Raw genomic sequence first — 25,968 nt, forward strand, 5'->3', positions numbered from 1 at the left:
GCCAGCTTTGATCGGTCAGTGGGGCTATGCCCGACATCATTTTTCGGTCGTCGGGCATAGCCCGACCTACTTTGGTGTCAATCTTCGCACCCCGGGTGACTTACGGATACGCTACCCATCGCTCCCTAATGCCCCGCATATAACCTGCTCACTTCGGCCTGGTAACGATTCAACACCTGCGTGCGACGCAGCTTCAACGTTGGTGTGAGCATATCGTTCTCGACAGTCCATGGTTCCTGCGCCAGTGCCACGCGATATATTTTGGCATAGCCGGGAAATCCTTTTATTTGGCGGGTGATTCGTTCCACAAGGATTTCTTCGAGCTTCTGGTCTTGCGACAAGCGGCGTAAATCGCTACCAAGATTATATTGCGCCGAAATGCTTTCCCAGTTGCGGGCGTTCAGAACCACCAGTGCGCTTAAATACGGACGACCTTCTCCAATCAGCATTATCTGTTCGAATAACGAATCATGCAGAATCGCTGCTTCCATGGGCGCAGGCGGAATTTTCTGGCCGGTGGACATGACGATGATTTCCTTCAGGCGGCCAGTGATAGTCACCCGGCCTTGCTCATCAATGCGCGCGATATCGCCGGAATTGAGCCACCCGTCGGGCATCATTATTGCCTCGGTGGCTACCGGATCGTCCCAGTAACCGAGCATGACGTTGGGGCCGCGAATCAGCAAGGCATCGTCCGGGCCGAGTTTCACCTCTACCCCCGGGATGGGGCGCCCCACGCTCGACGGAAGATTGTCCTCCATGGTGTTGCAGCATACGACCGGACTGGTCTCCGTCATGCCGTAGCCTTGCAGGATGGGCAGGCCCAAACCGATGAATACCCGTGAAACTTCTGTCGGTAACGCCGCGCCGCCGCTCATCGCTTCGCGTAGGCGCCCACCCAGCTTGCTCATTACCTTCTTCGCCACCAGGGCCTCCAGCAGTGGCCATAATAGGTGGGAAAAAAGCCGGGGGGCCCGTCGCTGCTGATACTCAAAGCGGCTGTAGCCAATATCAACCGCCAGATTGAACAGTTTTCTGCTCAAAGCCGAACCTTCCGCCAGCTTGGCATGAATGCCGGCATAGACCCGCTCATAAATTCTCGGGACGGAAATAAGAATAGTGGGCCGAATGATCAGAAGATCCTCTTGCAGCTGGTGAACCGAGCGGGCATATGCCACCGTTGCACCGCGCATCATCGGAGCATAATAGCCGGCAGTGCGCTCAAACGTATGCGACAGCGGCAAAAATGAAAGCAGCAGATCGTCCTGTCCGATGGGCACCACTTGCAGGCAGCTATGCGCATTCGTAAGTATATTGTAATGGCTCAGCATCACCCCCTTGGATCGGCCGGAGGTGCCGGAGGTGTATATGATGGTGGCGAGTTGATGCTGATCGCGGCTTGCATCCTCCGCTTCCTCGGCTTTTCCCTGCGAATCGTCCAACGGCCAGTCTGGCAGCCAGTCATGCAGGGCAAGCACGAGGCCGTCGTCTTTTTCTCCAGGACTTCCCTGAACCGTAATGACGCGCAGCAGATGAGGAATCTGACCCCGTACTTCATGAAATGCTTGCCATTGGGCCAGTTCTTCGAGCAATAATACTTTAACACCCGCGTCGCGCAAGATGTAGGCAGCGTTCTCGGGGCGGTCGGCTGTATAAAGTGGCACGACGACGAGCCCCAGCCTTAGCGCGGCTTGTTCGAATATCACCCATTCCGGGCAGTTTCGCAACATCACCGCAACCCGGTCGCCAGGCAGAAGTTTTTCTCGCGTGAGCGCAGATTGCCAGTGCGCGATGCGTTCATCCATCTGTTTCCAGGTGAGGTCGCGCCACTTACCGCTGGAGCGGTCGTAATCCCGATAGGCTACCGCCTCAGGCGAGCGACGTGTTCGCTCGCGGAACAACCCGTCGAGGGTTCGGGCGGCTTCCACCGGGATAACATCCGTAAGATTATGCTGCTTGGTTTGCATCATTGGCTTTCACCCGATGTATTTTCGTTGGACCCGAGAGGGTTAACGGCTTCGTCGTCCCACCTCATGCACCGGTTGAGGCTGAGGTCGACGCCGACGCCGACGCCGACGCCGACGCAGTTTCTGGTGTCCCCCCTGATGCGCGGCCAAAATCCGGTGGGAAATCATCCACCATGATCACGCGTCGGCGCATGGATTTCATCTTTCCCATCAGCTCCAGTTCGGTCGTGGAGATAACTCTCTGCTTGAGCGCCTCCGCGATTTTTTCATCATCCTGAGCGGGAATCCGGCCTGCCTTGACGGCGGCGCGTAACTTCATTTCCACTGCTTCGCACACGACCGCGCACTGAAGCGCCTGTTCCAGCATGCCGAGCGGCTCGTCGGCAGAGGTAGGCATATATATACCCGCGGTCAGGCGGTCTCGCGCTTCTCCCGGTGTCAGCATCAGCGTGGCGATTTGATGCCCTAGCTCATCTGGGGGCGGCGAGAATGGCTTGCCCAGTGGAAACACCACAAACCGCAGGAGGCGCGCCGTGAGAATACGACCAGGAAAATTATCCAGCACGCCGTCAAATGCTTCCTGCATACGGTAAAGCGCATCCTGAACAGACCAGTGTACCAGCGGTAAATCAGCTGCGGGCCTGCCGTCATCCTTGAAGCGTTTGAGTACCGCCGAGCATAGATAAAGCATGCTGAGAATATCGCCAAGCCGGGCAGAGAGCCTTTCTTTGCGTTTCAGCGCTCCACCTAAAACCAGAAGGGAGATATCGGCGAGAAAAGCGAATGCGGCGGAGAAACGCGTCAATTGACTGTAATAACGCTGCATTTCAGTGCCTACGCTACCCGGCGCACTGGCGAGAGATGCGCCGGTGAGTCCATGCAGCAAGGAACGCAAACCGTTCCCGACCGTAAAGATAATGTGTCCCCACAATGCCTTGTCGAATTGCACTGAAGAACGCACGGTATCGCCATTACTGGCTGCGCGAATTTCTTCCAGCAGGTAGGGGTGGCAGCGTACTGCCCCCTGACCGAAAATAATCATATTGCGCGTAAGGATATTGGCGCCCTCTACCGTAATGCTGACGGGGATATGCTGATAGTTGCGCCCCAGATAATTGCTGGGTCCCAGGCAAATGCCTTTGCCGCCGTGCACGTCCATCGCGTCGTTTATCGCCTGGCGCCCGCGCTCGGTAAGATGATATTTGACGATCGCCGAGATGACCGAGGGCTTTTCGCCCAAATCGACTGCCCCCGCCGTCATCATCCGTGCCGCATCCATCATGTATGTATTGCCACCGATGCGGGACAGGGCTTCTTCAACGCCTTCGAAGCGTCCAATCGGCGTCTTGAATTGCACCCGTACTCTGCCGTAAGCTCCGCTGGTGCGTGCGGCCAGCTTGGCCGCGCCGGTGCTGGTCGCGGGCAGGGAGATCGAACGCCCCACCGCAAGACAGTTCATCAGCATACGCCAGCCGCTACCCACTCCTTCGCGTCCGCCGATTACCCATTCCATCGGGATGAAGACGTCTTTTCCCGAGTTGGGGCCGTTCTGAAAAGCTGCATCGAGCGGAAAATGGCGCCGGCCGATATTGACGCCCAGCGTATTGGTAGGGATCAACGCCAGCGTAATCCCGAGGTCTTTCTGGTCGCCTAATAATCCATCCGGGTCCTGCAGTTTGAATGCAAGTCCGAGGAGCGTCGCTACTGGGCCGAGTGTGATGTAGCGTTTTTCCCAGGTGACCCTCATGCCGAGCACATCTGCGTCGCCGTTGAATTCGCCATGGCAGACAATGCCGAAATCGGGTATCGCCCCCGCATCCGACCCCGCATCAGGCCCGGTAAGTGCAAAACACGGCACCTCCAGCCCCTTTGCCAGGCGCGGAAGATAATGGTTCTTTTGCGCCTCGGTGCCATACTGCAACAGCAACTCGGACGGCCCCAGCGAATTCGGCACCATTACCGACACCGCCGCCGTGCCGCTCCGCGAGCTGATCTTCATGACCACTTCGGAATGCGCCAGTGCTGAAAAACCAAGGCCGCCATAGTCCTTGGGAATGATCATGCCGAAAAAGCGGTTGTCCTTGATAAATTGCCAGACGTGCGGTGGCAGATCATACAGCTCGCGCGTAATATGCCATTCGTCCAGCATGGCGCACAACTGCTCGACCGGACCGGCAAGGAAGGCTTTTTCCTCCGCGTTGAGCCTGGGCTTGGGATAAGCCAGCAACTTGTTCCAGTTTGGCTTGCCGCTGAACAGCTCGCCATCCCACCACACGGTTCCGGCGTCCAGCGCTTCCTGTTCGGTTTGGGAAACCTTCGGCAGGATTTTTCGAAAAACTTTAAGCAGCCGGTCCGAAATAAGTACGCGGCGAACGGGTGGGACGAAAAAAATAACGCCGATAAGCAGAACCAGCGTCGTAAGCAGGGCAGCGCTCAAGATAATTTTCCTGCGTAGGTCTGCAATAGCTGTACCCGAGTATTTTTATGGGTGCCGGATGAGATCAATCAGCTGCAGCCGCAGTCTCGCTCCCACCGTTTCGCAAGCTCATCTTATTATCCACCTTCTTGATGCCGTCCACCATCCAGGTGAGCATATTGACACGATCCATCTGCGTCTGATTATCCACGATACCGCTCAGCATGACCTCGCCATTATGCGCCTCTACCCTGACATCCAGATGCCTGACATCGGGATCGGCCAATAGCGCCGCCTTTATTGTACTGTTGAGAGTGCTGTCGTCCACTCCCTCCGCGGTTGGAGGCGCCACCCAGGACTCATGCACCCTTTCCTCCGATTTTCCGCATCCCGCGGTGGACAAGGCGCCGATGAGGATCAATGCCCAGATAACCAGCTTATGCCTATCGTTCATTTTGTTTTCCTTATCAGAATGGATCCAAAAAAATTAAAATGAGATGTAACGAACCCCGTGATTATGAAACCGACGCAGCTTTTAAGCCAGTGTCTGCGAGGTAACCGCGCACCTGTTCCGGCAAATTTTCCGCCAGGCAATCGAATTCCCGCACCCCTTTCATGGAACGCAGCCAGGTGAGCTGCCGTTTTGCGAGTTGCCGCGTAGCGGCCAACGCCATTTCGCGCATCGTCGCCGCATTGATTTCCTTTTCCAGATACATCCATGCTTGCCGATACCCAACGCAACGCATCGAAGGGTTTGCATCGTTCAGGCAGAATTTATCACGGATTGCCCGAACTTCATCGATTAATCCCAGCTTGAGCATCGCCTCGAAACGTTGCGCAATGCGCTGATGCAGTGCGCTCCGGTCGCCGGGAATCAGGGCAATCTTGATCGCGCGATAGGGAAGGCAGGCATTTCTGGGTTTCTTCAGAATCTCCGACATAGGTTTGCCGGCTAAATAACACACTTCCAGCGCACGCTGAATGCGCTGGCTATCTGTAGGCTTGATTCGCGCCGCGCTGGCTGGGTCAAGCTGTAACAGCTCATTGTGCATTTCGTGCCAACCGTTCTGTTCCGCTTTGGCTTTGATCCGCCGGCGCAGGCTGCTGTTCGCGGAAGGGAGCGCGGAAAGGCCTTCCAGCAACATTCTGAAATAAAGCATCGTGCCACCCGCCAGCAATGGAATATTGCCTCGTTCCGTAATTTCGCGCATTGCGACAAGCGCGTCATCGACAAATTGAGCAACGGAATAACACTCATGCGGCTCGATCAGGTCGATGAGATGGTGTGGCAGGGATGCCATGGATTCGGCATTGGGTTTAGCAGTGCCGATATTCATGTACCGGAAGACCTGGGCGGAGTCCACGCTAACGATCTCCACGGGGAAGTGCCGGGCGATTTCCAACGCTATACCGCTTTTGCCGCTTGCGGTAGGACCCATCAGAAAAATCACGGGGGGAAAGGTGGCGACTTCAGGCCTTTCAAGTTTTACGCTTTGTTCTGTCACGGGTAAACGAGGCGAGGACGGCTCATATTCTTGATCGCACGGCGACCGCAGGCCATTTTTGTGCCTTTTGTTGTGAATTTCTGGATTTAAGGGGAGGTTGGTGATGCCACGAAAAAATCATTAAACGCCATATTCGATTGAATGGCAAGGGTGGGTTTTTTCGGTTAGAATTCCACTTTTCCCACACGCCACGCCTTTAGCGCTACCCCTTTTCGCGCCCGCCGGTTTGTCGACACCCGATACTATTCCATGATTCTTGTCCTGACCCCGGATACTCGGCCTGATACTCCCGAATTCAAACAGTTGCTGGGGCATCTTGCCAATCTGCCCGGTATTTCCACGCGCGTGCACACTGAAGTGGGGATCGAGCAGGCGCTTACCGAAGTTTATCTGATCGGAAACACCAAGGCCCTGCTGATCGAGGACATGCAAAATCTGCCTTGTGTCGAGCAGGTAGTCCGAATCTCGGAGGAGTATCGCGTTCTCGGCCGGCACAAGGACGATCACAGGCCTACCCATTTCGACTATAACGGCGTGCGCTTCGGACAGGATACGCTGAACGTTTTCGCCGGACTATGCGCCGTGGATACGCTGGAGCATGTCGAGCTGATGATGCAGGCGTTACGGGATAATGGTCAGGTATGCACGCGCATGGGCGCTTATAAGCCGCGCACCAGCCCATATTCATTTCAGGGCCATGGCAAGGCCTGTTTGCCTTATGTCTTCGAACTGGCGGGGAAATATGGCATCAAAGTGATAGCCATGGAGATTACTCATGAGTCTCACGTGGAAGAGATTTGCGAGGCCCTTTACCGGACGGGCAACTCCACCGGCGTCATGTTGCAGATAGGAACACGCAACACCCAGAATTTCGAATTGCTGAAAATCGTCGGGCGCCAGCAGGATTTTCCGGTATTGCTCAAACGCGGCTTTGGCATTACGCTGGATGAATCATTGAACGCTGCGGAATACCTGGCTTCCGAGGGTAATCGCAAAGTCGTCTTTGGCTTGCGGGGCATGAAAACCAACATGGCGGATCCGCATCGTAACTTCGTGGATTTTGCGCATGTACCGGTAGTCAAGCGTCTCACGCGCATGCCGGTCTGCATCGACCCCTCGCATTCCGTCGGTCTTCGCGCGTCTTCGCCCGATGGCATACTTGATATCATGCACGTGACAGCACAGGGGGTGATCGCGGGCGCCAATATGGTGCTGGTGGATTTTCATCCTGTGCCGGGAAAAGCGCTGGTGGATGGGCCGCAGGCAATGCTGATCAGGGAACTGCCTTTTTTTCTGGAAGACGTTCGGATAGCGCGCGAAGCGTATGAACAGCGTGTGGCCCTGGCTGGACGTTATCGGGAGGACGAATAGCCTCCCCTCGTCTTCTTTCCAGGGAATTGTCTAAAAATCCCGGACTGTGAGCACCCGCTTCGGAAGCCTGCTCACTTTTACCTTCCCATGTCCCGTAAATCCCGTAAACAAATACGGCGCCATGTTTTAATACTGCTGCTTGTGTTTTCAGGATGGATGCCGGCTTCCATCGGTATCGCCGGCGTTGTTCAAACTGCAGAGAAAACCTCGTCGTTTTCCGCGTCCTCCACTTTTCCAATCAGCCTGGTCGATGATCGGGGGCATGATATTCGCCTGGATCGATTCGCCAGCCGTCTCGTCTCGCTTTCCCCGAATATTACCGAACTGGTATTCTCAGCCGGGGCCGGCGATAAACTCGTGGGCGTCAGCCGCTACAGCGATTTTCCCGACGCGGCCAAGTCTGTTCCTGACGTTGGCGATTCTTCCAGTCTCGATTTGGAGAGAATCATTGCACTCAAGCCAGATCTCGTGATTGCATGGCGTAGCGGTAATGGGCGGTCTGATATCGAGAAACTGGAGAAATTAGGCCTGACCGTTTTTGCCGTTGAAGCAACCCGACTGGAAGACATTCCACGGTTGTTGCGGACGATCGGTAAGCTGACGGGAACGGCAGCGCAAGCGGAACCTGGGGCAAGCGCTTATGAAGAGGAATTGCAGCAAATCAAGCGTAATTATGGCGACCGGCGTAAAATCAGCGTATTTCAGTTAATCTGGCATCAACCGCTGATGACGGTGAACGGTGAACATGTCATCAGCGATATTATCAACATTTGTGGCGGCATCAATATTTTCGAGTCCGCGTCTTCTATAACGCCTGTGATATCTGCGGAAAATCTGCTGGAAGCCGACCCCCATGCCATCATCAGCAGTGTACCGTTGGGGCCGGCTGAAACGGGGGTAGAGGCGCTGTTTCGCCGATTCCCGCAAATCCGGGCGGTCCGGGGCAACCATTTGTTTTTCGTGCACCCGGATCTCTTGCATCGCCAGACGGTGCGTATATTGCAGGCTGCGAGAACCGTATGCGCACAGTTGGAGAGCGTCCGGTCAAGCCAGGAAAAAAGAGGGTGCGGTGAGGTAATGATCGGTCAATGATACGCGCAGGTTTTCAAACGCTTAATACAAAAACGGAACCGGATTTCATTGACAGAAAGTTATCTTGAGGAATTATATGAATGCTCTAGCAGCCTGTCGGACTTGAAGAATCGCAGCGAAAAAGCGGCGAAATATGAACCAGCCAGACGCTTTTGCAGCCGATTTCCTTCAAGTCCGACAGGCTGCTAAAATAACGATCCGGCTTTTTGTATGGATTACCGATTTCCCTGTCCGCGCATGCGTCTGCGTATGTGCCATAAACCTAAATCCGGTAGTTGACCGCTCATTTAATAGATCAGTGTTATGATTAATAACAATATCTCATGTTATTTGACCCTCACCTTTTGGGTGAGGGCGCTACGAGGTGAATTGCACAGTTTTTGCGGTACATGGCTGCGTTGCAACTCCTTGGAATGGAATGACCATTCCGCGTCGTTGCGCCTTGCCCTGCACCGCAAAAACTGTACACTTCCCCCCGTCCAACTACCGGATTTAGGTTAAATGAATGCTGAACAACAAACGATACCGCCGACAGCGGCTGGTTGATGGAATCGTTTTTATGGAGAATGAACAATGATCAAGGTATTACTTGCTAACCCCCGTGGTTTCTGCGCTGGCGTCGATCGCGCGATTGAAATCGTCGAACGTGCGTTGACCATGCATGGCGCGCCCATTTACGTGCGCCACGAGGTGGTGCACAACCGTTTCGTGGTGGAGAACCTGGAAAAAAAGGGCGCTGTATTTGTCGAGAATCTCGACGAAGTACCCATTGGCAGTATTCTGATTTTTAGCGCGCACGGCGTCTCCCATGAGGTGCGGCGAGAAGCCGAAGCGCAACAGTTCAAGGTGTTCGACGCCACTTGCCCGCTGGTGACCAAAGTTCATATTGAAGTGGCAAAGATGCGGGAACAGGGGAGAGAAATTATCATGATCGGTCATGCGGGCCATCCGGAGGTTGAAGGCACGATGGGTCAGGCCGAAGGAGACGGTCCCTGCATGTACCTGGTGGAAACAGAAGAGGATGTCGAGAATCTGGTGGTCAAAGACCCGACTCATCTGGCGTATGTTACCCAGACGACCTTGTCGGTGGATGATGCGACGCGAGTGATCAAGGCTTTGAAAAAGCGCTTTCCAAAAATTACCGGACCGAAAAAAGACGATATTTGCTATGCGACGCAAAATCGCCAGGATGCGGTAAAAATGATGGTCAAGCAGTGTGATCTCGTCATTGTTGTCGGCTCACCCAATAGCTCTAACTCCAACCGTTTGTGTGAAGTCGCGAGAAATGCCGGCGTGGACGCTTATATGATAGATCGTGCCGAGCAATTGCAGGAGAAATGGCTGGAAGGAAAAGACCAGATCGGCATCACTGCTGGCGCTTCAGCGCCCGAAGTGCTGGTGCAGGAGGTAATTTCACGGCTAAGACAGATAGGAGCAGGACAAGCGGGAAGAGACGTGGTCGTAGAGGAATTGAGCGGCGTGGTTGAGTCGGTAGTGTTTCCGCTCCCTAAAAATTAATCGCGGCCAGGAACCGTAAAATCTTTTTTACACGAGCAAACGCCTTGCGCGCAGCAGTGCAGCGCCGACGCAATACGGCGAACCGTCCCGCTTCCTTGTTGTCATATTCATAGTGTTTCACTTTCGCAGGAGTGAAGGATAAAGCGCTCAGCCGGTTTATTGGGGCCGGTTCTTATCGGGTATAATTTTATTCTCCAGCGGGAGATGCTTATCCCTCTTTGGAATATGGCGAGCCGTCGCTGAGATGACTGCCGGATCGCCACGTTTATGCGCCTGCGGCATTCATTCGATTCCGGAATATCTATAGGCAGAATTATCTGGAGCGAGAAGTCTTCATCCAGATCTTCTTCGCGCGCACCATCTATCCCAACAGGATGGTTTGGACAAATGCTATATGCCGCGTCAAGAGGGGGAGGCAGGGAGAACGCATTGCAAGATACGGGACTATATGATCTTGACGGCGGTACGCTGCTTGTTTCACATCAAGAAAAACCAATTATTTATTCAGGCCGGCCGCGCAATCGGCCGTTGTAATATTGATGGAACACATACAAGAAAGGGCCAGGAAGATACGCATGGTTATCTTCGATGTGGACGGAGTCCTTACCGACGGCACTCTCTATCTCACAGATGGCGGCGAGGAGATCAAGGCATTCAATAGTCATGATGGTCATGGTCTGAAAATGCTCAAGGCAAGCGGCGTCAAAATCGCGCTGATCACTGGCAGAAAATCGCGCTGCGTCGAACTGAAGGCAAAAGATTGGGGTGTGACCGTCGTTCATCAGGGGGCAAAAACCAAATTGCCTGTATTCGAGACGCTGCTGGAGGAACAGGACCTGGATGCTTCGGCGTGTGCGTATATGGGGGATGACCTGATAGATTTACCGGTGATGTTACGTTGCGGTCTTGCGCTCACCGTACCTGCTGCGCCTTCTCTGGTGAAGAAGCATGCGCATTACGTTACGCGTCTTGAGGGCGGGCGCGGCGCGGTACGCGAAGTATGCGAAATGGTCATGCAGGCTCAGGATACCCTCAACGCGCAATTGGCGATGTACCTTAAATGATCGCTCGCCTGTTTCCCGGGCTTCCCCTCATTCTACTCGCCCTGCTCGCAGCGCTGTCATTCTGGCTGAGCCAGTCGGCACGAACACCTTCTCCGGCACAAGACAACGAAATTGGCCGTACCCCCGATTACAGGATGGAAAACTTCTCGGTCACTCGCATGGATCAGGATGGTCTTGCGCGCCACACGCTCGTCGCGAAGGAAATGGTGCATTACCCGGACGACGATACCACTGATCTGGAGCAACCCCTTTTTATCAACACCGAACCCGGTAAACCGGCGCTGCAAATAAAAGCGGACAAAGCGAAGATGTCCAGCAATAACGAAGACATTTATCTTACGGGTAACGTTATGGTATTGAGGAACGCTGCCAAAGGCAGGAGCGAGACAACCATGACGACCAGCTTGTTGCACTTGATTCCGGATGATGACATCGCCAGAACCGATAAACCCGTGGTTATTACCGAAAAAAAATCTGTTATCAACGCAGTCGGCATGGAAATGAACGGCCGCACCAATATCACTCAGTTGTTCTCACGCGTAAGAGTTATTCATGACAATGCCCGCTAGGGAATCCCTGAGCAGGTGCCATGCGAATTCCACGGCAACCGCTGCGAACATCACTCGGGGCGGGATATTTTTTACTGTATTTTTTGCTTCCCTGCTGTTTACAGGACCCGTGCTGGCGGAACGGGCCGATAGCGATAAACCGGTTCATCTGGAGTCTGACCGGGCCACTGTCCAGGATGCCAACAAGCTTGCTACATTCATTGGTAACGTAGTCCTCACGCAGGGCACGCTGATTATCCGTGCCGACAAGATGACCGTGAAAGAAGATGCCAGCGGTTTCCAGCACGCCACGGCTTTCGGTAATCTTGCCAGTTTCCGTCAAAAGCGCGATGGCAAGGACGAGTACGTCGAGGGTTGGAGCGAGCGCATGGAATATGACGCCAAGGCGGATAAGGTGCAGCTCTTCAAGAAGGCGAGACTGAGACGTGGCCAGGATGAAGTGCATGGCGATTATATTTCTTACGATGCACTGAATGAGTTTTTTCAGGTGACCGGGAACAACGATACGAGTGCTCAGAGCCAATCCGAGGGGAGAGTGAGGCTGGTCATCCAGCCCAAGAAGAAGGAGCCGAAACCAGACGCTGAAAAAGATGAATGAAATCGACTAACGCCCGGATCCCGAAAAATGAGCGAATTAAAAGCCGTTAATTTAAAAAAGCGATATAAATCCCGGACGGTGGTACAAGACGTTTCACTTTCTGTCAGCAGCGGTGAAGTGGTCGGCCTGCTGGGCCCCAATGGCGCAGGCAAGACCACCTGTTTTTACATGATGGTAGGGTTGGTACCCCTGGATGGTGGCAGCATATCCTTGGACGATGTCGATTTGAGCCCAATGCCGATGCATCTGCGCGCGCGCCTGGGCCTGAGCTATTTGCCCCAGGAGGCTTCAATTTTCAAGCGACTGTCCGTGGCCGATAATATTCGGGCAGTACTGGAACTGAAAAATTATACGCGCGATGAAGTGCAGCAGCATCTCGACGATCTGCTGCATGATCTGCACATCAGTCACATACGGACCAATCCGGCAATCAGCTTATCCGGAGGCGAGCGACGCCGTGTCGAAATCGCCCGGGCATTGGCAACGCAGCCGCGCTTTATCCTGTTGGACGAACCGTTTGCCGGTGTGGATCCTATTGCCGTGCTGGATATCCAGAAAATCATCGGGTTCCTGAAGGAGCGTGGCATCGGTGTGCTCATTACAGACCATAATGTCAGGGAAACGTTGGGGATTTGTGATCATGCCTATATCATCAGCGAAGGAAAAGTCCTGGCTAGCGGAAACCCTGATGAAATCATCTATAATGAAAGTGTGAGAAAAGTATATCTGGGAGAACATTTCAAGCTGTGAAAAAGATTCGGTCCGCACGAATCTTGCCTTACCGTGGGTATTCCAAATTATGAAGCCTACTCTTCAGTTTAAGCTGTCGCAGCACCTGACGCTTACTCCGCAATTGCAACAATCCATACGGCTGCTACAGCTTTCCACGGCAGAACTGAGCCAGGAAATAGAACGTATGGTTCAAGAAAATCCTCTCCTTGAACTTGACGATCATATCGGTAGCGATACGATCGACTATCGGAATATGCCCAACGATATTCGGGCAGAGCCGTTATCGGATCTGATTGAGATTCCGGATGAAGCCAGTGCGAAATTGCTTTCTATCGAGGACAGCTCCGACACGAGAAAGATGACCGATGAGTCAGACTGGTTCTCGGACGATAGAGCCGTTCGCAACACGCGGGATGATGATGACGAACGGGATTTTCAGCAACAAGCGGCGGAACCGCCCAGCTTGCGTGAATATCTTAACCTGCAGCTAAGTCTTAGCCAGATTCCGGAGCGTGGGCGAAGAATCGTTGGTTTGCTGATCGATAGTCTGGATGACGACGGCTATCTTGCACAGGATCTTGAAGAGCTCGTTGAACTGCTGCCGCCCGAGCTCGCGATAGACATCGACGATCTTCACAATGCTCTGGAACAGTTGCAACGCATGGATCCTCCCGGCATTGGGGCGCGTAACCTCAGGGAATGCCTGCTCATGCAATTGCATGCGCTGCCGGGATGTACTCCTTACCTGGATCAGGCGGTGCTGCTGGTGAATGACGATCTTGAAAGCCTGGCATTACGGGATTTCGCCACCATTAAAAAACTGCTGCACTGTGATGATGAATGTCTGCGATCGATCCGGCACCTGATTACCCGACTGAACCCGAGACCCGGCATGGCATTCAGTTCCACTGTCGCCCGTTACATCATACCCGACGTAATTGTGACAAAGATCAGCGGTTCATGGGTAGCCAGCCTTAATCCTGAAGCAATGCCCCGCCTCAAAATCAACCGGCTCTATGCTGATATCCTGAAACGCTCTCATGATGATTCCGCACGAGGCCTGTCGGGCCATCTGAATGAGGCGAAATGGCTCATCAAGAACGTACATCAGCGTTTCAGCACGATACTCAAGGTATCCTCAGCAGTGGTCGAACGCCAGCAACAGTTTTTCGAGCATGGCGCAGTGGCCATGCGCCCCATGGTATTGCGGGAAATTGCGGATACGCTTGACTTGCATGAATCCACGATTTCGCGGGTAACGACACAAAAATTCATGAGGACGCCACGGGGCATATTCGAATTAAAATATTTCTTTGGCAGTCATGTAGCGACCGACACCGGCGGTGCTTGTTCCGCCACCGCAATTCGTGCTCTGATCAAGCAAATGATAAACGCCGAAAATGCACAGAAGCCACTGAGCGATAGCCAGATTTCAGAAATTCTGGGGCAGCAGGGAATTATGGTTGCCCGCCGTACCGTGGCAAAATATCGGGAGTCCATACAAATTCCTCCCGTTAATCTTCGGAAATCTTTTTAATCCAAGCCAAGGAGACATGATGAATCTCAATCTTACCGGTCACCACGTAGAAATTACTCCTGCGCTGCGCGATTACGTTACGTCAAAGCTGACGCGGGTTATGCGTCATGTCGACAACGTCATCGATATCAACGTGATTCTATCCGTGGAAAAGCTTAAGCAAAAGGCTGAAGCAAATGTCCATGTGCCTGGTAAGGATATTTTTGTCGAGGCTGACGGTTCCGATATGTACGTTTCCATCGATAACTTGATGGATAAGCTTGACCGCCAGATGCTCAAGCACAAGAAAAAAAATGAAAGCCAACGTAATATCGGCGCATTAAAGAATCAGGATGTCGAACAACCTGAATAATCGGCTCAATCAGGACTTTAGCATTGTTAGATAAGCGGAAGCTTTGCCCCTTTGTCCTATAACTTGGGAGATGATTCAAACCAGATGCCCCGATTTAACGTTGCACAGCTATTTGAAGACAAGCAGTCAAATCTGAGCCTGACCTGGGAAGCCGGTAAAGACGGCGGCGACCGGTATCTGGACGCGGAAGCCGTTGCCCGGTCGACACAGGGAATGATCGGTCACCTCAATTTCATCCACCCTAACTGGATACAGGTACTGAGCGAGACCGAAGCCAAGTATCTCAACACGCTTGGTGCCGAGTCGCTGGCGCAGAGTATGCAGCAGATCGCGCAAAGCGACCTCCTGTGCATTATCGTTGCCGGTGGCGGTTCAGTGCCGGACTCGATAAGAGCCTTGGCGGATGCCACCCGCACTCCCCTTTTCTGTTCACCCTACTCCAGTCTGGAGGTGATCTGGACGTTACGCCCCTATCTGGGGCGCGTCCTTGCGCCCTCCTGTAGCCGCCATGGCGTACTGCTGGACGTTCTGGGAATGGGCGTAATGATCACCGGTGAAAGCAGCGTCGGCAAAAGCGAATTGGCGTTGGAACTCGTGAGCCGGGGCCATGGGCTCGTTGCGGATGATGTCGTGGAACTTTATAGAATTGCGCCAGAAACGCTGGAAGGTTGCTGTCCTCCGATATTACGTGATTTTCTTGAAGTGCGTGGGTTGGGGATGCTGAACATCCGAACTATTTTTGGCGAGACCGCGGTACGCCGGAAAAAAAACATGAAGCTCATCGTGCATTTGCAAAAACCCAGCAGCGTTGATTTCAACACGATGGAACGACTGCCGATCAACGATGTTACTGAAAGCGTCCTGGACGTCAATATCCGCAAGGTGATCATCCCGGTTGCCGCTGGGCGAAATCTGGCCGTGCTGGTAGAAGCGGCGGTGCGCAATTATGTTCTGCAACTTCGTGGTATAGACAGTGCTCAGGAATTCTTTGCGCGACATCAACAGGAAATGGAAAATGGCCAAAATAGACAAAAGCAGGAAAATGAACTTTGAATTGCAGGGCGGGAACCATTAATTCTCCGCTCGTATTCGAAAAATGCAGCTGATCGTCATTAGCGGCCTCTCCGGTTCCGGCAAGAGTATCGCCCTTACCGTGCTCGAGGACAGTGGCTACTATTGCGTGGACAATCTTCCAGCAAACCTGCTGCCGGAGGTTACGGTATATTTGAAGGAATCCGGACACCAGCGCGTAGCGGTCAGTATCGACGCAAGGAGCCGCGAAACCTTGCATTTGTTGCCGCAACGCTTGGCCGATCTAAGGCGGCAGGGAATGGAAGTGCACCTGCTGTTCCTTGAAACTAAAACCGATACGCTGGTAAAGCGTTTTTCGGAAACTCGGCGCCGCCATCCACTCAGCGATAACCGCTCGACTTTGCCGGAAAGTATAGAGTTGGAACGCGAAATGCTGCGCGAGATACACGATCTTGCAAACCGCATCGATACCAGCGATTTGAGCGCCAGTTCATTGCGGGCATGGATAAGGGATTTTGTCGGTCTGAATCATGCAAGCCTGACTCTCCTGTTCCAGTCATTCGGCTTCAAACACGGCATCCCTCTGGATTCCGACATGGTATTCGATATTCGCTGTCTTCCCAATCCGCACTACGAGGCGCTGCTGCGGCCTCTTACCGGAAAAGATGCCGCGGTAATTGAATACCTTGATGCGCAAGCCAACGTCAATAAAATGTTTGAGGACATCAAGCGATTTGTGGACGACTGGCTACCCTGCTTCGTTCGCGACAATCGCAATTATCTGACTGTGAGTATCGGTTGCACCGGCGGACGTCATCGCTCGGTTTATTTCGCTGAACGGTTGGCACGGTATTTTTGCGGAAACAACCAGGTTCTGGTACGGCACAGGGAGTTTGATGTGTAGAGCTCTGGCTGAAGGGAAAGTGCAAGCTCATTCCGGTACGAATATCGTCTTCTTTATTCCACCCGGAAAATATACTGAAGCTTGCACACAGCGGTGGGGCTGAATGCCATCGCTGGTTATGACCTTACCGGAGTGTCTCTGCCGCGCATTCTTCGGGAGAGATCAACATCAGGCCGGTTGCCGCCACCCGATAAATTCCGGCCTCGGTCACAATAAAATCCATCGGAATATCGTGCGGTTGCGGATGCGTAGTGTGCATTCTCAAAATTTCGAACGCGACGCCGATCGCCAAAGGCCGGGGAGTGATCGCGATCAAAGTACGATCAAAATAACCGCCACCATATCCCAGCCTGAAGCCCAGTTGGTCGAAGCCTATCATTGGGATTACCAGCGCGCCAACCGTGACCACGCCGGTATTATCAGGTACCGGAATGTCATAGGTCCCCTTTTTCATCGGCGCACCCGGCCACCATCTGCGAAAACACAGTGGTTCCTGTTTATTCACTACTTCGGGCAGTGCAAGCGTCGCGCCGCGTTCCCGGATAAAATTCATCAGCGGGCGCGGATCGTATTCGCCTCGATGAGGCCAGCAAAACCCCACCACGTTCCGCTGCAAGGATGGAAAGCCCTGTTCCAGCAAGGCTGTGATAGCCGTACTCCAGCGGCGGTGCTCCCCTTCGGTAACGCATTCCCTGCGTACCATCAACTCTGCGCGCTGCTGCTTTCTCCACGCTTGCCAGTTATTCATCATCTTGAAGCGCTATCTGCGAAGGCGACATCTTTCCTTCCATCACAACTGTTTTTCGACGGGTGCGTAATGATCATGGCAAGCATATTGCATGAGCAGTTTTCTGACTGGCGAAGGAATGGCTGCCTTCAGTGCATCATCAAACGTTATCCAGCTTTTGCTCCCGTCCGGCGTCACGGCTGAGGGGCATGAAACCACTTGCAGTGGCTGTGGATGAATCCGCAGCCTGAAGTGAGTAAAGGTATGATCAAACGGTAGCATTCGCGCCAATGGCGCTACTTTCATGCCAAAACGGCGCATGCAATGTTCATCTGCACTTTCACTCACCGGCATTTCCGGCAGACACCATAAATTACCCCAGATTCCTGCGGCCGGGCGTTTCTCCAGAAAAACCCGCTCCTGCTTCATCAGCATCAGAAGCGCCGTCTCCCGCTCCGGTAGCGGCTTTCTTGGCCTCGGAACAGGGAGTTTATCGGTTCGGTTATCCCGGAACGCGATGCAATCCTGTAACAAAGGGCATGATGAACATTTGGGCTTGCCGCGAGTGCAAATCGTGGCGCCGAGATCCATCAGCGCCTGGGTATAAGCTTCAATTCCAGCTTCGGTCCCGTTCCCGTCTTTGCCGGGCAACAATTCTTCAGCTTTTTGCCACAGTAGAATCTCGTTCTTTTTCTCTCCGGTATAGCCATCGATTCCGAAGTAGCGGGCAAAAATACGCTTGACGTTACCGTCGAGTATCGCGCATTGTTGCCCATGAGCAAACACGGCAATTGCGGCAGCAGTAGAGCGCCCTATGCCGGGCAGTTGCCGGATCACTTCCACATTTCGAGGAAAGACGCCTCCATGGTCTGCAATAATCAGGCGCGCAGTCCGATGCAGATTTCTTCCGCGCGAGTAATAACCGAGCCCGCTCCATTGCGCCAGCACATCATCGAGGGATGCCGCAGCAAGGCTTCCGATATTGGGGAAGCATTGCAGAAAGCGTAGGTAGTAAGGAATAACCGTACTCACCTGCGTCTGTTGCAGCATGATTTCCGATAGCCATATCGCATACGGGTCGCGAGTGTTCTGCCAAGGCAGGTGGTGGCGGCCATGATCCTTTTGCCAGCGGATCAGCTTTGTGGCAAAAGAGCTCAATGAGGGTCCCGGTACTGATCGGTCCTGATATTCAGTTTTACCCCGGACGACGTGACGTTAGCAGCTTTCAGTATGCCGATCCGGATCGAGCCTTGGATTTTCACACTCTCCAGATCATCGAATAAGGATAAGTCGAACGGTTCATCCACACGTTTTGCGCTCGCAATCTTTGTTGTAAACTCTCTTGTCCCCCGCTGCTTTTGCTGGGGTGGCAGGAAGCGATCCAGATTAAGCTGGCCGATATCCACCAAAAAATTGAGGACAGGTTGAGTTAAGTTGCTTGCTTCCAAATTCCCTTTGATATCGCTGTCTCCCAACTTGCCATTAAACTGCACCTGTACATTTTGAGCCAAGCCATCCAATAAAGCGCTACCCTTCAAATTACCATGGAGGCCATCTGCAATGCCGGAGCTGCCGGCATCGATAGTGACCGCCAGATCCGACAAAGCCAGTTGCTGGGCAGTGGTGCTGCCGGCAAGCGGGGAGGCAAGCATGGCCTTGACGACTCTCTCATTTATCTGTGATTCCATCTCGACCGTGAGCACGCTGCTCTTGAAATCGCTTATCGTGCCGTTCACGCCTGAAAGAGAGAAATTACCGTTGGTGTTACCCCCAGCGCTGATAATTTTCAGCACCGCAATAATTCTATCGCTGGCCACTTTTTCGCCATTCAGGCTCAGGCGCGGTGCGTCAAACTTGATATCGAAATTATTTCCGCCACCTGTTCCAGCAATGCCGAGAGTCAGGCTACTTACAATGAATTCACCGGCAGCAACACCAGCAGCAAATCTCGCAGAGAGATCCCCCGAGGAATTTATCACGAGATGATGGATCCCGTTAATTGTCCCGGTGCTCTCAAGGTTAAGGCCACTCACGGCGTAATATTGCTTTTCCGCATCCAGCATTAAATCAAATGTCAGTTGGGTGGCAAGATCGATCTCAGGCTGTTCGGGTTGGTTCATCCTGAACGCTAATTCCAGTTTGCTGCGAATAACATCATCCATCGAGCTGGACGCGGTATTGATCTGGTCAGCCTTGAGATTGAGATCATCGAATATATACTGCTTCTGGCTGGCTTCATCGCGAAAAACGAGCATGCTTTTTTCCGCGAGTACGTGACCAATATTGAATTTGAACTGTTCCGGCTTTTCGCTTTTAACGAGCAGGTCATCAATATTCGTATGCCCATCCGTAAAACGGATCAGATTGGCTTTCAGTCCCGTTATCGTGATTTCGTCCAGCTCCAGTTGCTTCCTGAGCAATGGCAAGAACGCCAGAGATACCAGAATATTCTCCGCAGAGGCAAACTCCACGTCACTTTGATATTCGCTGAGTGAGAGGCCATTGATCTCCGCGCCGAGCCTGGGAAAAAACGTAAGCTTGATATCGCCATCGAGTTTGAGGTCGCGCCGATTTTTCTCCTTCACTAGCTGGATGATCTGAGGCTTATAAGCGTTAGGGTCGAAAGTTGCGGCAATATATATGGCAAGACCGGGCAGCAGAATCGTCAGGGCAGCGACAAATATGGTAAAAGCATATCTGAGATAACGGTTCATAGGCCGGGAAAGGTGGAGCGGGTGAAGGGAATCGAACCCTCGTCGTAAGCTTGGGAAGCTTCTGCTCTGCCATTGAGCTACACCCGCCTCATGGGCGAATTATACGATGGAAACAGCGTTATAGCGCTATAGCAGTAAGATGCCATGACAAAAATGCTGGGCATAGCACATCGATGTCACCGTCGCGTTCACCGATGATTAGATCAGGATAGATGGTCTGGATTTTCAGTAAGGCCGGGTTTGATTGCTTTACGAAAACTGGCAGCGTCGGTATAGCCAGTGCCAAGAGCAACTTGTAACTGCTTCCAACTCATGAAGCGAGGTCGCCTGTCCTGAGCGCCTGAAGGTTTAGTCGATCGAGAGCCGGACCTGCAGTATTCGACCGATGAATCACGCTATTGATTAATACCCATCCAAGAATGTCGGGAAAGTTTGCAGATTTCATAATATCAGATAGAAATATCCATATAAGCATATGAATACATAGTTATTTATATCGGGCATGTTGTTTGCCAAGGATATTAAGCTGTAACGTTAAGGAAGCGCTGAACAAATAGCGACTTCCAGGTTTTTAAGTACACTGCTGCCATTTTTTAAGCACGAATCGTCTAGCAGCCATTCTTTGGCATGGATAATGGTGGCGTCCACCATGGTGCCTCTGGACCAGGAGACCTTGATTCTTGAGGTGAGCATTGACCTCGTCGAGCAGAACCAAGGTCAGGTTGTGCTTCTCCAACAAATGCCGGAAGTTGAGTATCGTGGTCTCGTCCGGTAACGCATCGGTGACGCCACTGAAACCGCCAAAGCGGCAGATACTCTCGATCTCGTATAAGGCATCTTCCATTTGCCGGTCGGATAAGTTGAACCAGTTTTGCATGCAGTCCTGCACCTCGAAATGCGTGTGCTGGAAAATGTTTAAATATAAACCTGGTTAGGTTTGTTGCTCATCCTACCTGCGCCATCGGGGCCCGTGATGAAGGCGTGGAGAGAACCATCGACCGTGGTAGGAGTGCCCACTTGCCCCACTTGTTTGTTCTTCGCATCAGATTCAATCCAGTATGTCTGCGGCAAAAAATGTCCGAACGACAATTGCATTCTGATGATCACCCTGATAACGGGACAGCAAGCGTTTTTCGATCAAGCTAGCCCTTTTTGTAGTCAGACTGATAAATAATTACATATCATTAGGCTAAGTATGAGCTATGCTTTTAAAGCAGCTTTGGGCCCAAAAATACTTGTTATCCTGTAGCGCTTAAAGTTGCCCCCAGAAATAATAACTAACCATGAAGGAGATAGAAATGCTGCGCAAACTTGGCTTTGGCGTTCTGCTCGCAATGGCAATACCGTTTTCTGCAAGCGCTGCACCTGTGACCGTTTCTTATTCTGCAACTATTGGATTTAACCCGTCTGCAACAGTCGGGGTCGGCGGTCAGAACGCAGGCGCGTTGATCAATGAATTATTTGGCCCAGGTATTGGTTCCACGGGAACCGCGACTTTGACTGGAACATTTACTTATGAAAGCACCACGCCTGCTTTTAATATTAACAATCTAAGCGCCGGCTATACAAATACGATAACAGGGGCGACTGCTACCATTGGGACCTCAACGGTAGCTGCCGATATTCATAATATTGCGGCTAATGCAGCGACAAGTGAGGTCGGCTACAACACGAACCCATCATCTGGGTTTTGTGGCGACCGTGAAGGTTGCGCGGCTATTGGGTTAGCGTTTACGCCCACCGGAAACGTGGTACAGGCAGTAAATGATTCCAATTTCTTCCTGCTACAAAACGGAAACAGGGTTAACTATTTTAATCGCGATGCCATTTCTTTATCAGTCGGCTATACGGACAGCGACAGTAACTTTTCTCCTCTTCTCTCGACTCCCAGCTTTGGTGATGTCAATGTGCATGGGCTGGCGCTTAACCTTATTTCCAACGCAAGCAGGAGCCTTGTTGATAGCGTTTTACTCCCGGATTCAGCTTCCTTCGTGACCTCCAGTCAGGTGGAAACCTCGATTTTTGAGCTCGTGTTTTCCAGTCCTAAATTGGTCGATGATTTTACCCTAAGTGGTCAATTGACGAACTTTACGACAAGCCCTGTTCCAGAGCCGGAAAGTTGGGCGATGATGATGGCGGGGCTCGTTCTTCTTGGAAGTCAGGTCCGGCGTTTAAAAAAGTAAACGGGAAAAACGAGTCAGTCTATTCGCTTTAGCGGAGTTTTTATTGCACGCTGCTTGTGCATTGACTGCCTCTAGTTGGAGTGAACTTCAAGGCGCTGTGCCAGTTAGGCCGGCGCCTTATTTAGCCAACGCCGCCAGGGTTGGAGATGCCGGCAAAATATTCAATGCCGATTCTCGGGAAAACGCATTCTCTGGTGCGAGGTAAGGGTGGAGTAAGTCGAGACTGGCGTATAGAAGTAGAAGTCCTGATTGTCGACTATGAGGCTGCTCCACCGTATAATCTGCATTAAAGCGGCATTAAAAGAACGTTATTGCTCAAGCCAAGTCACAGTTAATCCCAGCGTATCCGCTTCAAGCGACTTTTAAAAATGATACAACTTATCGTTAATGGTCAACCCCAACGCTTTCCCGTCTCGCCTGCGGAAACAGGAACCCGGGACGCGGACGCCGTGACGCTGAACGTGACACAATTGCTGGAGCACATGGGATTACAGGGCAAGCGCATTGCCATAGAGCGAAATGGCGAAATCATCCCTCGCAGCAAGTTCGACCAACCCATTCTGGCGGAAGGCGATCAGCTTGAAATCGTCGTGGCTGTAGGTGGGGGCTAAGGGTGGACAATATCGTCATTGCCGGCAAGGCTTATTCTTCCAGGCTTCTGGTAGGTACCGGAAAATACAAGGATTTTGACGAAACTCGCGCTGCGGTTGATGCCAGCGGCGCGGAAATTATAACGGTAGCGATTCGCAGGACCAATCTCGGCCAGAACCCCGACGAGCCAAACCTGCTGGACGTGCTGCCGCCCTCCCGATATACCTTGTTGCCCAACACAGCCGGATGCTATACGGTGGACGACGCCGTGCGCACTTTACGCCTTGCGCGTGAATTGCTGGACGGCCACACGCTGGTAAAGCTGGAGGTGCTGGGTGATCCGAAAACCCTCTACCCCAACATGATGGAAACCCTCAAAGCTGCCGAAATTTTGATAAAGGAAGGTTTCCAGGTAATGGTTTATACCTCGGATGATCCTATCGCAGCCAAGCAACTGGAAGAAATCGGCTGTGTGGCGGTGATGCCGTTGGCCTCACTGATCGGTTCCGGCATGGGTATTCTTAACCCATGGAATTTGCAGATCATAATAGAAAATGCCAAAGTTCCGGTAATAGTGGATGCAGGTGTCGGTACGGCTTCGGACGCGGCTATCGCGATGGAGCTAGGTTGCGACGGTGTTCTGATGAACACCGCAATTGCTGCCGCGCGCAATCCGGTACTGATGGCTTCCGCCATGAAAAAAGCGGTGGAAGCGGGTCGCGAAGCCTATCTGGCTGGACGCATGGCCAAGAAGCTTTACAATGCCAGCCCCAGTTCGCCAGTCGACGGGACCATTGCCGGCAGCCATCAGCAAAAAGACAGAGACAAATCCTGATCACTGCCGGTTTTTCAGATTCCTTATAAATGGTAGAGCATCGTCCCATCCGAAGCTTTGTTCTCCGCCAGGGTCGTGTCTCGAATGCGCAGCGTCGCGCTCACGAAACATTGATGCCCCTATATGGCGTTCCGTTCACCGAAAGTGCTGCGACAAGCCTGCTCGATCTCGAAACCATCTTCGGCAGGCGCGCGCCCAGATTCCTGGAGATTGGCTTCGGCATGGGTGAGACGACGGCCGTTATCGCCAAGGCGCATCCACAGAACGATTATCTAGCTGTTGAGGTTCATACACCCGGCGTCGGCAGTTTGCTCAAGCAAATCGAAGAACTTGGGCTGACGAATATACGCATTGTCCAGCATGACGTAGTGGAAGTGCTGCAACAAGCATTGCCGCCGGAATGCCTTGACGGCGTGCACATTTTTTTCCCCGACCCTTGGCCCAAAGCCCGACACCACAAACGCCGATTGATACAGCCGGAATTTGTTGCGCTGCTGTGCCGGTATCTGAAGCCCGGCGGTTATATCCACGCCGCGACCGATTGGGAGGAATATGCGGATCAAATATTGCGGGTATTGTGCGGTGAACCGCAGCTGGCCAATACCGTTGTTGATTATGCATCACGTCCTGAATACCGGCCTTTGACCAAATTCGAACAGCGTGGTTTGCGGTTAGGACACGGGGTGTGGGATTTGATATTCCGAAAAAAGTAACGAGCTATACCTAGCCCGGATGTTTCATAAATTGACGCGCGCCCTTGCTGGTCTTTTGTTTCGTATGAAAATTTCGTTCAGTCGGGCGTATGAATAACTACGCCACTCTTTCACAAAATCTCCCTACAAAACAAAATCCTGCGCAATCATCACGCGAATTTATGAAATATCCAGGCTAGTCGTTACTTTTTTCGGGAAGGAAGATTTGCAACAGATCATTCAAGAAGCGCCTGCCGGTGAGCGTAGGCGCAATGCGCCGATAATCGCGCGTAATCAGGCCTCGTTGCTCGGCCTCGTCAAGCTGTCGTTGTATGCGGGTGATGGGCAGGCCGGTACGCTCCGTGAACATTTCCGTGGCAAAGCCTTTCGTAAGACGTAGCGCGTTCATCATGAATTCAAACCCACGGTCGTTCCGCCCTACTTCATGCTGTTCCATGACAGGTGGGCCGGCATCCGGTGTGGCCCGGGCGGTTTTGGCGAGGTACTCCCTGGGTTGCTTGTAGCGCATCTGGCGCACGATCCTGTCGGCAAAGCTTATCTTGCTATGCGCACCTGCCCCGATCCCAAGATAATCGCCGAACAACCAGTAGTTCATGTTGTGATGCGATTCTCGGCCCAATCGGGCAAACGCTGAAGTTTCATAATTGACATAGCCTTCTCGCTCGAGCGTTTGCTCGACCATTATCTGCATTTCCGCAGCCAGATCATCGTCGGGTAATGGCGGCGGATAGCGATGAAACAGCGTGTTGGGTTCCAGCGTCAGATGATAGGCCGAGATGTGCGCAACATCACACCTGATCGCGGTCTCGATATCGTTGCGGGCTTCCTCCAGCGTCTGGTTCGGCAGACCATACATCAGATCGAGATTCACATTGTCGAAATTTTTCCGAGCGATCTCAACGGCCCGCTGCGCATCGTTGTCGTCGTGTATTCGGCCCAGAGATTTAAGATGCCTGGGGTTGAAGCTCTGGATACCGATAGATAAGCGATTGATCCCCGCCGCGCGAAAATCGGCAAATTTTTGCGCCTCGAAAGTGCCGGGATTGGCTTCCAGCGTCACCTCGGCGAAAAGTTCGAGCGGTAGCAAGGCCCGCACGGCACCCAGGATTTCGTCTATGGACCGGGCACTGAACAGGCTTGGAGTGCCGCCGCCAAAAAACACGCTGACCACCTTGCGACCCCAAACTTGCGGCAGCGCCGCTTCCAGGTCATGAATAAGCGCCGCCACATACTCAGCCTCGGGCACGCCATCCCGATCACGAACCTCATGGGAGTTGAAATCGCAATAGGGGCATTTTTTCATGCACCATGGGATATGAATGTACAGGCTTAACGGGGGCAGCGATTTCAGCTTCGGCGACTGAGAACCCAGTATGAGTGCAGGAGAAATAATTGTTGTCATGACTAATAGGAGAGATGACAAACAAAAGAAAATATCGTTTCAGCGATGATTGAAATTATCGATCCTGCAAGAAAACAATATGAATTTTGTCATCCGGACTTGACCCGGAATCCAAACCAACAACGCCATGCTTTGTGAGCCGGATC

23 protein-coding genes, 1 tRNA gene and 1 pseudogene are annotated in these 25,968 nt (G+C 52.6%); 15 read left to right on the forward strand and 10 right to left on the reverse strand.

Annotated features, from left to right (window positions below; all coding sequences use genetic code 11):
• Positions 1–125: 125 nt before the first annotated feature.
• The 4 genes from KJS40_RS00245 to miaA all read right to left on the reverse strand — a co-directional run bounded on the left by KJS40_RS00245 (position 126) and on the right by miaA (position 5,822).
• On the reverse strand, positions 126–1,967 hold the full coding sequence (locus tag KJS40_RS00245; protein ID WP_213539647.1) for a long-chain fatty acid--CoA ligase: 1,842 nt from the start codon (positions 1,965–1,967) through the stop codon (positions 126–128).
• A gap of 64 nt (positions 1,968–2,031) precedes the next feature.
• Positions 2,032–4,404 (reverse strand): acyl-CoA dehydrogenase, encoded by a 2,373-nt coding sequence (locus tag KJS40_RS00250; RefSeq protein ID WP_213538598.1) that lies wholly within the window; start codon positions 4,402–4,404, stop codon positions 2,032–2,034.
• Between the two features lie 64 nt (positions 4,405–4,468).
• Entirely contained in the window at positions 4,469–4,837 is a 369-nt protein-coding gene (locus KJS40_RS00255; protein ID WP_213538599.1) for a BON domain-containing protein, read from the reverse strand.
• 61 nt (positions 4,838–4,898) lie between these two features.
• Positions 4,899–5,822 (reverse strand): tRNA (adenosine(37)-N6)-dimethylallyltransferase MiaA, encoded by a 924-nt coding sequence (gene miaA, locus KJS40_RS00260; protein ID WP_213539648.1) that lies wholly within the window; start codon positions 5,820–5,822, stop codon positions 4,899–4,901.
• 315 nt (positions 5,823–6,137) lie between these two features.
• Between miaA and KJS40_RS00265 the strand changes: the two genes are divergently transcribed.
• The 11 genes from KJS40_RS00265 to rapZ all read left to right on the forward strand — a co-directional run bounded on the left by KJS40_RS00265 (position 6,138) and on the right by rapZ (position 16,657).
• Positions 6,138–7,259 (forward strand): 3-deoxy-7-phosphoheptulonate synthase, encoded by a 1,122-nt coding sequence (locus KJS40_RS00265; protein WP_213538600.1) that lies wholly within the window; start codon positions 6,138–6,140, stop codon positions 7,257–7,259.
• Positions 7,260–7,346: 87 nt separating this feature from the next.
• Positions 7,347–8,351 carry a cobalamin-binding protein gene (locus KJS40_RS00270; RefSeq protein ID WP_244859630.1) on the forward strand — a complete coding sequence of 335 codons (1,005 nt, stop codon included), beginning with the start codon at positions 7,347–7,349 and terminating at the stop codon, positions 8,349–8,351.
• 573 nt (positions 8,352–8,924) lie between these two features.
• Complete coding sequence (gene ispH, locus KJS40_RS00275; RefSeq protein WP_025041454.1) at positions 8,925–9,869, forward strand: 4-hydroxy-3-methylbut-2-enyl diphosphate reductase; 945 nt, start codon at positions 8,925–8,927, stop codon at positions 9,867–9,869.
• 539 nt (positions 9,870–10,408) lie between these two features.
• Positions 10,409–10,933: an HAD-IIIA family hydrolase gene (locus KJS40_RS00280; RefSeq protein WP_025041453.1), complete on the forward strand. Its 525-nt coding sequence runs from the start codon at positions 10,409–10,411 to the stop codon at positions 10,931–10,933.
• A complete protein-coding gene (lptC, locus tag KJS40_RS00285; protein ID WP_213538601.1) occupies positions 10,930–11,502 on the forward strand; it encodes an LPS export ABC transporter periplasmic protein LptC in 573 nt (190 codons plus the stop codon). Before KJS40_RS00280 ends, lptC begins: the two co-directional genes overlap by 4 nt.
• Positions 11,486–12,100: a lipopolysaccharide transport periplasmic protein LptA gene (lptA, locus tag KJS40_RS00290; protein WP_244859631.1), complete on the forward strand. Its 615-nt coding sequence runs from the start codon at positions 11,486–11,488 to the stop codon at positions 12,098–12,100. Before lptC ends, lptA begins: the two co-directional genes overlap by 17 nt.
• 27 nt (positions 12,101–12,127) lie before the next feature.
• The gene (lptB, locus tag KJS40_RS00295; protein ID WP_213538602.1) at positions 12,128–12,850 is read left to right on the forward strand and encodes an LPS export ABC transporter ATP-binding protein; all 723 of its coding nucleotides are present in this window, start codon (positions 12,128–12,130) and stop codon (positions 12,848–12,850) included.
• Between the two features lie 49 nt (positions 12,851–12,899).
• Positions 12,900–14,369 (forward strand): RNA polymerase factor sigma-54, encoded by a 1,470-nt coding sequence (locus KJS40_RS00300; RefSeq protein ID WP_213538603.1) that lies wholly within the window; start codon positions 12,900–12,902, stop codon positions 14,367–14,369.
• A gap of 19 nt (positions 14,370–14,388) precedes the next feature.
• Positions 14,389–14,721 carry a ribosome-associated translation inhibitor RaiA gene (raiA, locus tag KJS40_RS00305; protein ID WP_213538604.1) on the forward strand — a complete coding sequence of 111 codons (333 nt, stop codon included), beginning with the start codon at positions 14,389–14,391 and terminating at the stop codon, positions 14,719–14,721.
• Positions 14,722–14,805: 84 nt separating this feature from the next.
• A complete protein-coding gene (gene hprK, locus KJS40_RS00310; RefSeq protein WP_213538605.1) occupies positions 14,806–15,774 on the forward strand; it encodes an HPr(Ser) kinase/phosphatase in 969 nt (322 codons plus the stop codon).
• 43 nt (positions 15,775–15,817) lie between these two features.
• Positions 15,818–16,657, forward strand: a complete 840-nt coding sequence (gene rapZ / locus KJS40_RS00315) for an RNase adapter RapZ (protein WP_213538606.1) — start codon at positions 15,818–15,820, stop codon at positions 16,655–16,657.
• A 124-nt stretch (positions 16,658–16,781) separates the two neighbouring features.
• Here the strand turns inward: rapZ and KJS40_RS00320 are convergent, their stop codons facing one another.
• From KJS40_RS00320 to KJS40_RS00340, 5 genes and pseudogenes are all read right to left on the reverse strand, one after another.
• Positions 16,782–17,405: a 5-formyltetrahydrofolate cyclo-ligase gene (locus KJS40_RS00320; RefSeq protein WP_213538607.1), complete on the reverse strand. Its 624-nt coding sequence runs from the start codon at positions 17,403–17,405 to the stop codon at positions 16,782–16,784.
• Between the two features lie 42 nt (positions 17,406–17,447).
• The gene (gene mutY / locus KJS40_RS00325) at positions 17,448–18,542 is read right to left on the reverse strand and encodes an A/G-specific adenine glycosylase (protein ID WP_213538608.1); all 1,095 of its coding nucleotides are present in this window, start codon (positions 18,540–18,542) and stop codon (positions 17,448–17,450) included.
• Positions 18,539–20,098, reverse strand: coding sequence for an AsmA family protein (locus KJS40_RS00330; RefSeq protein WP_213538609.1), 1,560 nt, complete (start codon positions 20,096–20,098; stop codon positions 18,539–18,541). The genes mutY and KJS40_RS00330 overlap by 4 nt, the downstream gene beginning before the upstream one ends.
• A 13-nt stretch (positions 20,099–20,111) precedes the next feature.
• A tRNA-Gly gene (locus KJS40_RS00335) sits at positions 20,112–20,185 on the reverse strand.
• Positions 20,186–20,722: 537 nt separating this feature from the next.
• A pseudogene (locus KJS40_RS00340) lies at positions 20,723–20,975 on the reverse strand (transposase); the annotation flags it as partial.
• 406 nt (positions 20,976–21,381) lie between these two features.
• Between KJS40_RS00340 and KJS40_RS00345 the strand changes: the two are divergent.
• The 4 genes from KJS40_RS00345 to trmB all read left to right on the forward strand — a co-directional run bounded on the left by KJS40_RS00345 (position 21,382) and on the right by trmB (position 24,420).
• Positions 21,382–22,281, forward strand: coding sequence for a PEP-CTERM sorting domain-containing protein (locus KJS40_RS00345; protein ID WP_213538611.1), 900 nt, complete (start codon positions 21,382–21,384; stop codon positions 22,279–22,281).
• 368 nt (positions 22,282–22,649) lie between these two features.
• Positions 22,650–22,892: a sulfur carrier protein ThiS gene (gene thiS, locus KJS40_RS00350; protein ID WP_213538612.1), complete on the forward strand. Its 243-nt coding sequence runs from the start codon at positions 22,650–22,652 to the stop codon at positions 22,890–22,892.
• 2 nt (positions 22,893–22,894) lie between these two features.
• Positions 22,895–23,707 carry a thiazole synthase gene (locus KJS40_RS00355; protein ID WP_213538613.1) on the forward strand — a complete coding sequence of 271 codons (813 nt, stop codon included), beginning with the start codon at positions 22,895–22,897 and terminating at the stop codon, positions 23,705–23,707.
• 29 nt (positions 23,708–23,736) lie between these two features.
• A complete protein-coding gene (gene trmB / locus KJS40_RS00360) occupies positions 23,737–24,420 on the forward strand; it encodes a tRNA (guanosine(46)-N7)-methyltransferase TrmB (protein ID WP_213538614.1) in 684 nt (227 codons plus the stop codon).
• 175 nt (positions 24,421–24,595) lie between these two features.
• Here trmB and hemW read toward each other — a convergent pair whose 3' ends face one another.
• Positions 24,596–25,822: a radical SAM family heme chaperone HemW gene (hemW, locus tag KJS40_RS00365; protein WP_213538615.1), complete on the reverse strand. Its 1,227-nt coding sequence runs from the start codon at positions 25,820–25,822 to the stop codon at positions 24,596–24,598.
• Between the last annotated feature and the right edge of the window lie 146 nt (positions 25,823–25,968).

Origin of the sequence: Nitrosospira sp. NRS527 (genome assembly GCF_018406445.1) — a bacterium.
In the GTDB taxonomy this organism is placed as follows: domain Bacteria; phylum Pseudomonadota; class Gammaproteobacteria; order Burkholderiales; family Nitrosomonadaceae; genus Nitrosospira; species Nitrosospira briensis.

Coding starts and splice junctions, on each gene's coding strand:
- KJS40_RS00245 (WP_213539647.1), bottom strand. CDS start 1,967: ATGCAAACCAAGCAGCATAATCTTACGGATGTTATCCCGGTGGAAGCC.
- KJS40_RS00255 (WP_213538599.1), bottom strand. CDS start 4,837: ATGAACGATAGGCATAAGCTGGTTATCTGGGCATTGATCCTCATCGGC.
- miaA (WP_213539648.1), bottom strand. CDS start 5,822: ATGGGTCCTACCGCAAGCGGCAAAAGCGGTATAGCGTTGGAAATCGCC.
- KJS40_RS00265 (WP_213538600.1), top strand. CDS start 6,138: ATGATTCTTGTCCTGACCCCGGATACTCGGCCTGATACTCCCGAATTC.
- KJS40_RS00270 (WP_244859630.1), top strand. CDS start 7,347: ATGTCCCGTAAATCCCGTAAACAAATACGGCGCCATGTTTTAATACTG.
- ispH (WP_025041454.1), top strand. CDS start 8,925: ATGATCAAGGTATTACTTGCTAACCCCCGTGGTTTCTGCGCTGGCGTC.
- KJS40_RS00280 (WP_025041453.1), top strand. CDS start 10,409: ATGGAACACATACAAGAAAGGGCCAGGAAGATACGCATGGTTATCTTC.
- lptC (WP_213538601.1), top strand. CDS start 10,930: ATGATCGCTCGCCTGTTTCCCGGGCTTCCCCTCATTCTACTCGCCCTG.
- lptA (WP_244859631.1), top strand. CDS start 11,486: ATGACAATGCCCGCTAGGGAATCCCTGAGCAGGTGCCATGCGAATTCC.
- lptB (WP_213538602.1), top strand. CDS start 12,128: ATGAGCGAATTAAAAGCCGTTAATTTAAAAAAGCGATATAAATCCCGG.
- KJS40_RS00300 (WP_213538603.1), top strand. CDS start 12,900: ATGAAGCCTACTCTTCAGTTTAAGCTGTCGCAGCACCTGACGCTTACT.
- raiA (WP_213538604.1), top strand. CDS start 14,389: ATGAATCTCAATCTTACCGGTCACCACGTAGAAATTACTCCTGCGCTG.
- hprK (WP_213538605.1), top strand. CDS start 14,806: ATGCCCCGATTTAACGTTGCACAGCTATTTGAAGACAAGCAGTCAAAT.
- rapZ (WP_213538606.1), top strand. CDS start 15,818: ATGCAGCTGATCGTCATTAGCGGCCTCTCCGGTTCCGGCAAGAGTATC.
- KJS40_RS00320 (WP_213538607.1), bottom strand. CDS start 17,405: ATGAATAACTGGCAAGCGTGGAGAAAGCAGCAGCGCGCAGAGTTGATG.
- KJS40_RS00330 (WP_213538609.1), bottom strand. CDS start 20,098: ATGAACCGTTATCTCAGATATGCTTTTACCATATTTGTCGCTGCCCTG.
- KJS40_RS00345 (WP_213538611.1), top strand. CDS start 21,382: ATGAAGGAGATAGAAATGCTGCGCAAACTTGGCTTTGGCGTTCTGCTC.
- thiS (WP_213538612.1), top strand. CDS start 22,650: ATGATACAACTTATCGTTAATGGTCAACCCCAACGCTTTCCCGTCTCG.
- trmB (WP_213538614.1), top strand. CDS start 23,737: ATGGTAGAGCATCGTCCCATCCGAAGCTTTGTTCTCCGCCAGGGTCGT.
- hemW (WP_213538615.1), bottom strand. CDS start 25,822: ATGACAACAATTATTTCTCCTGCACTCATACTGGGTTCTCAGTCGCCG.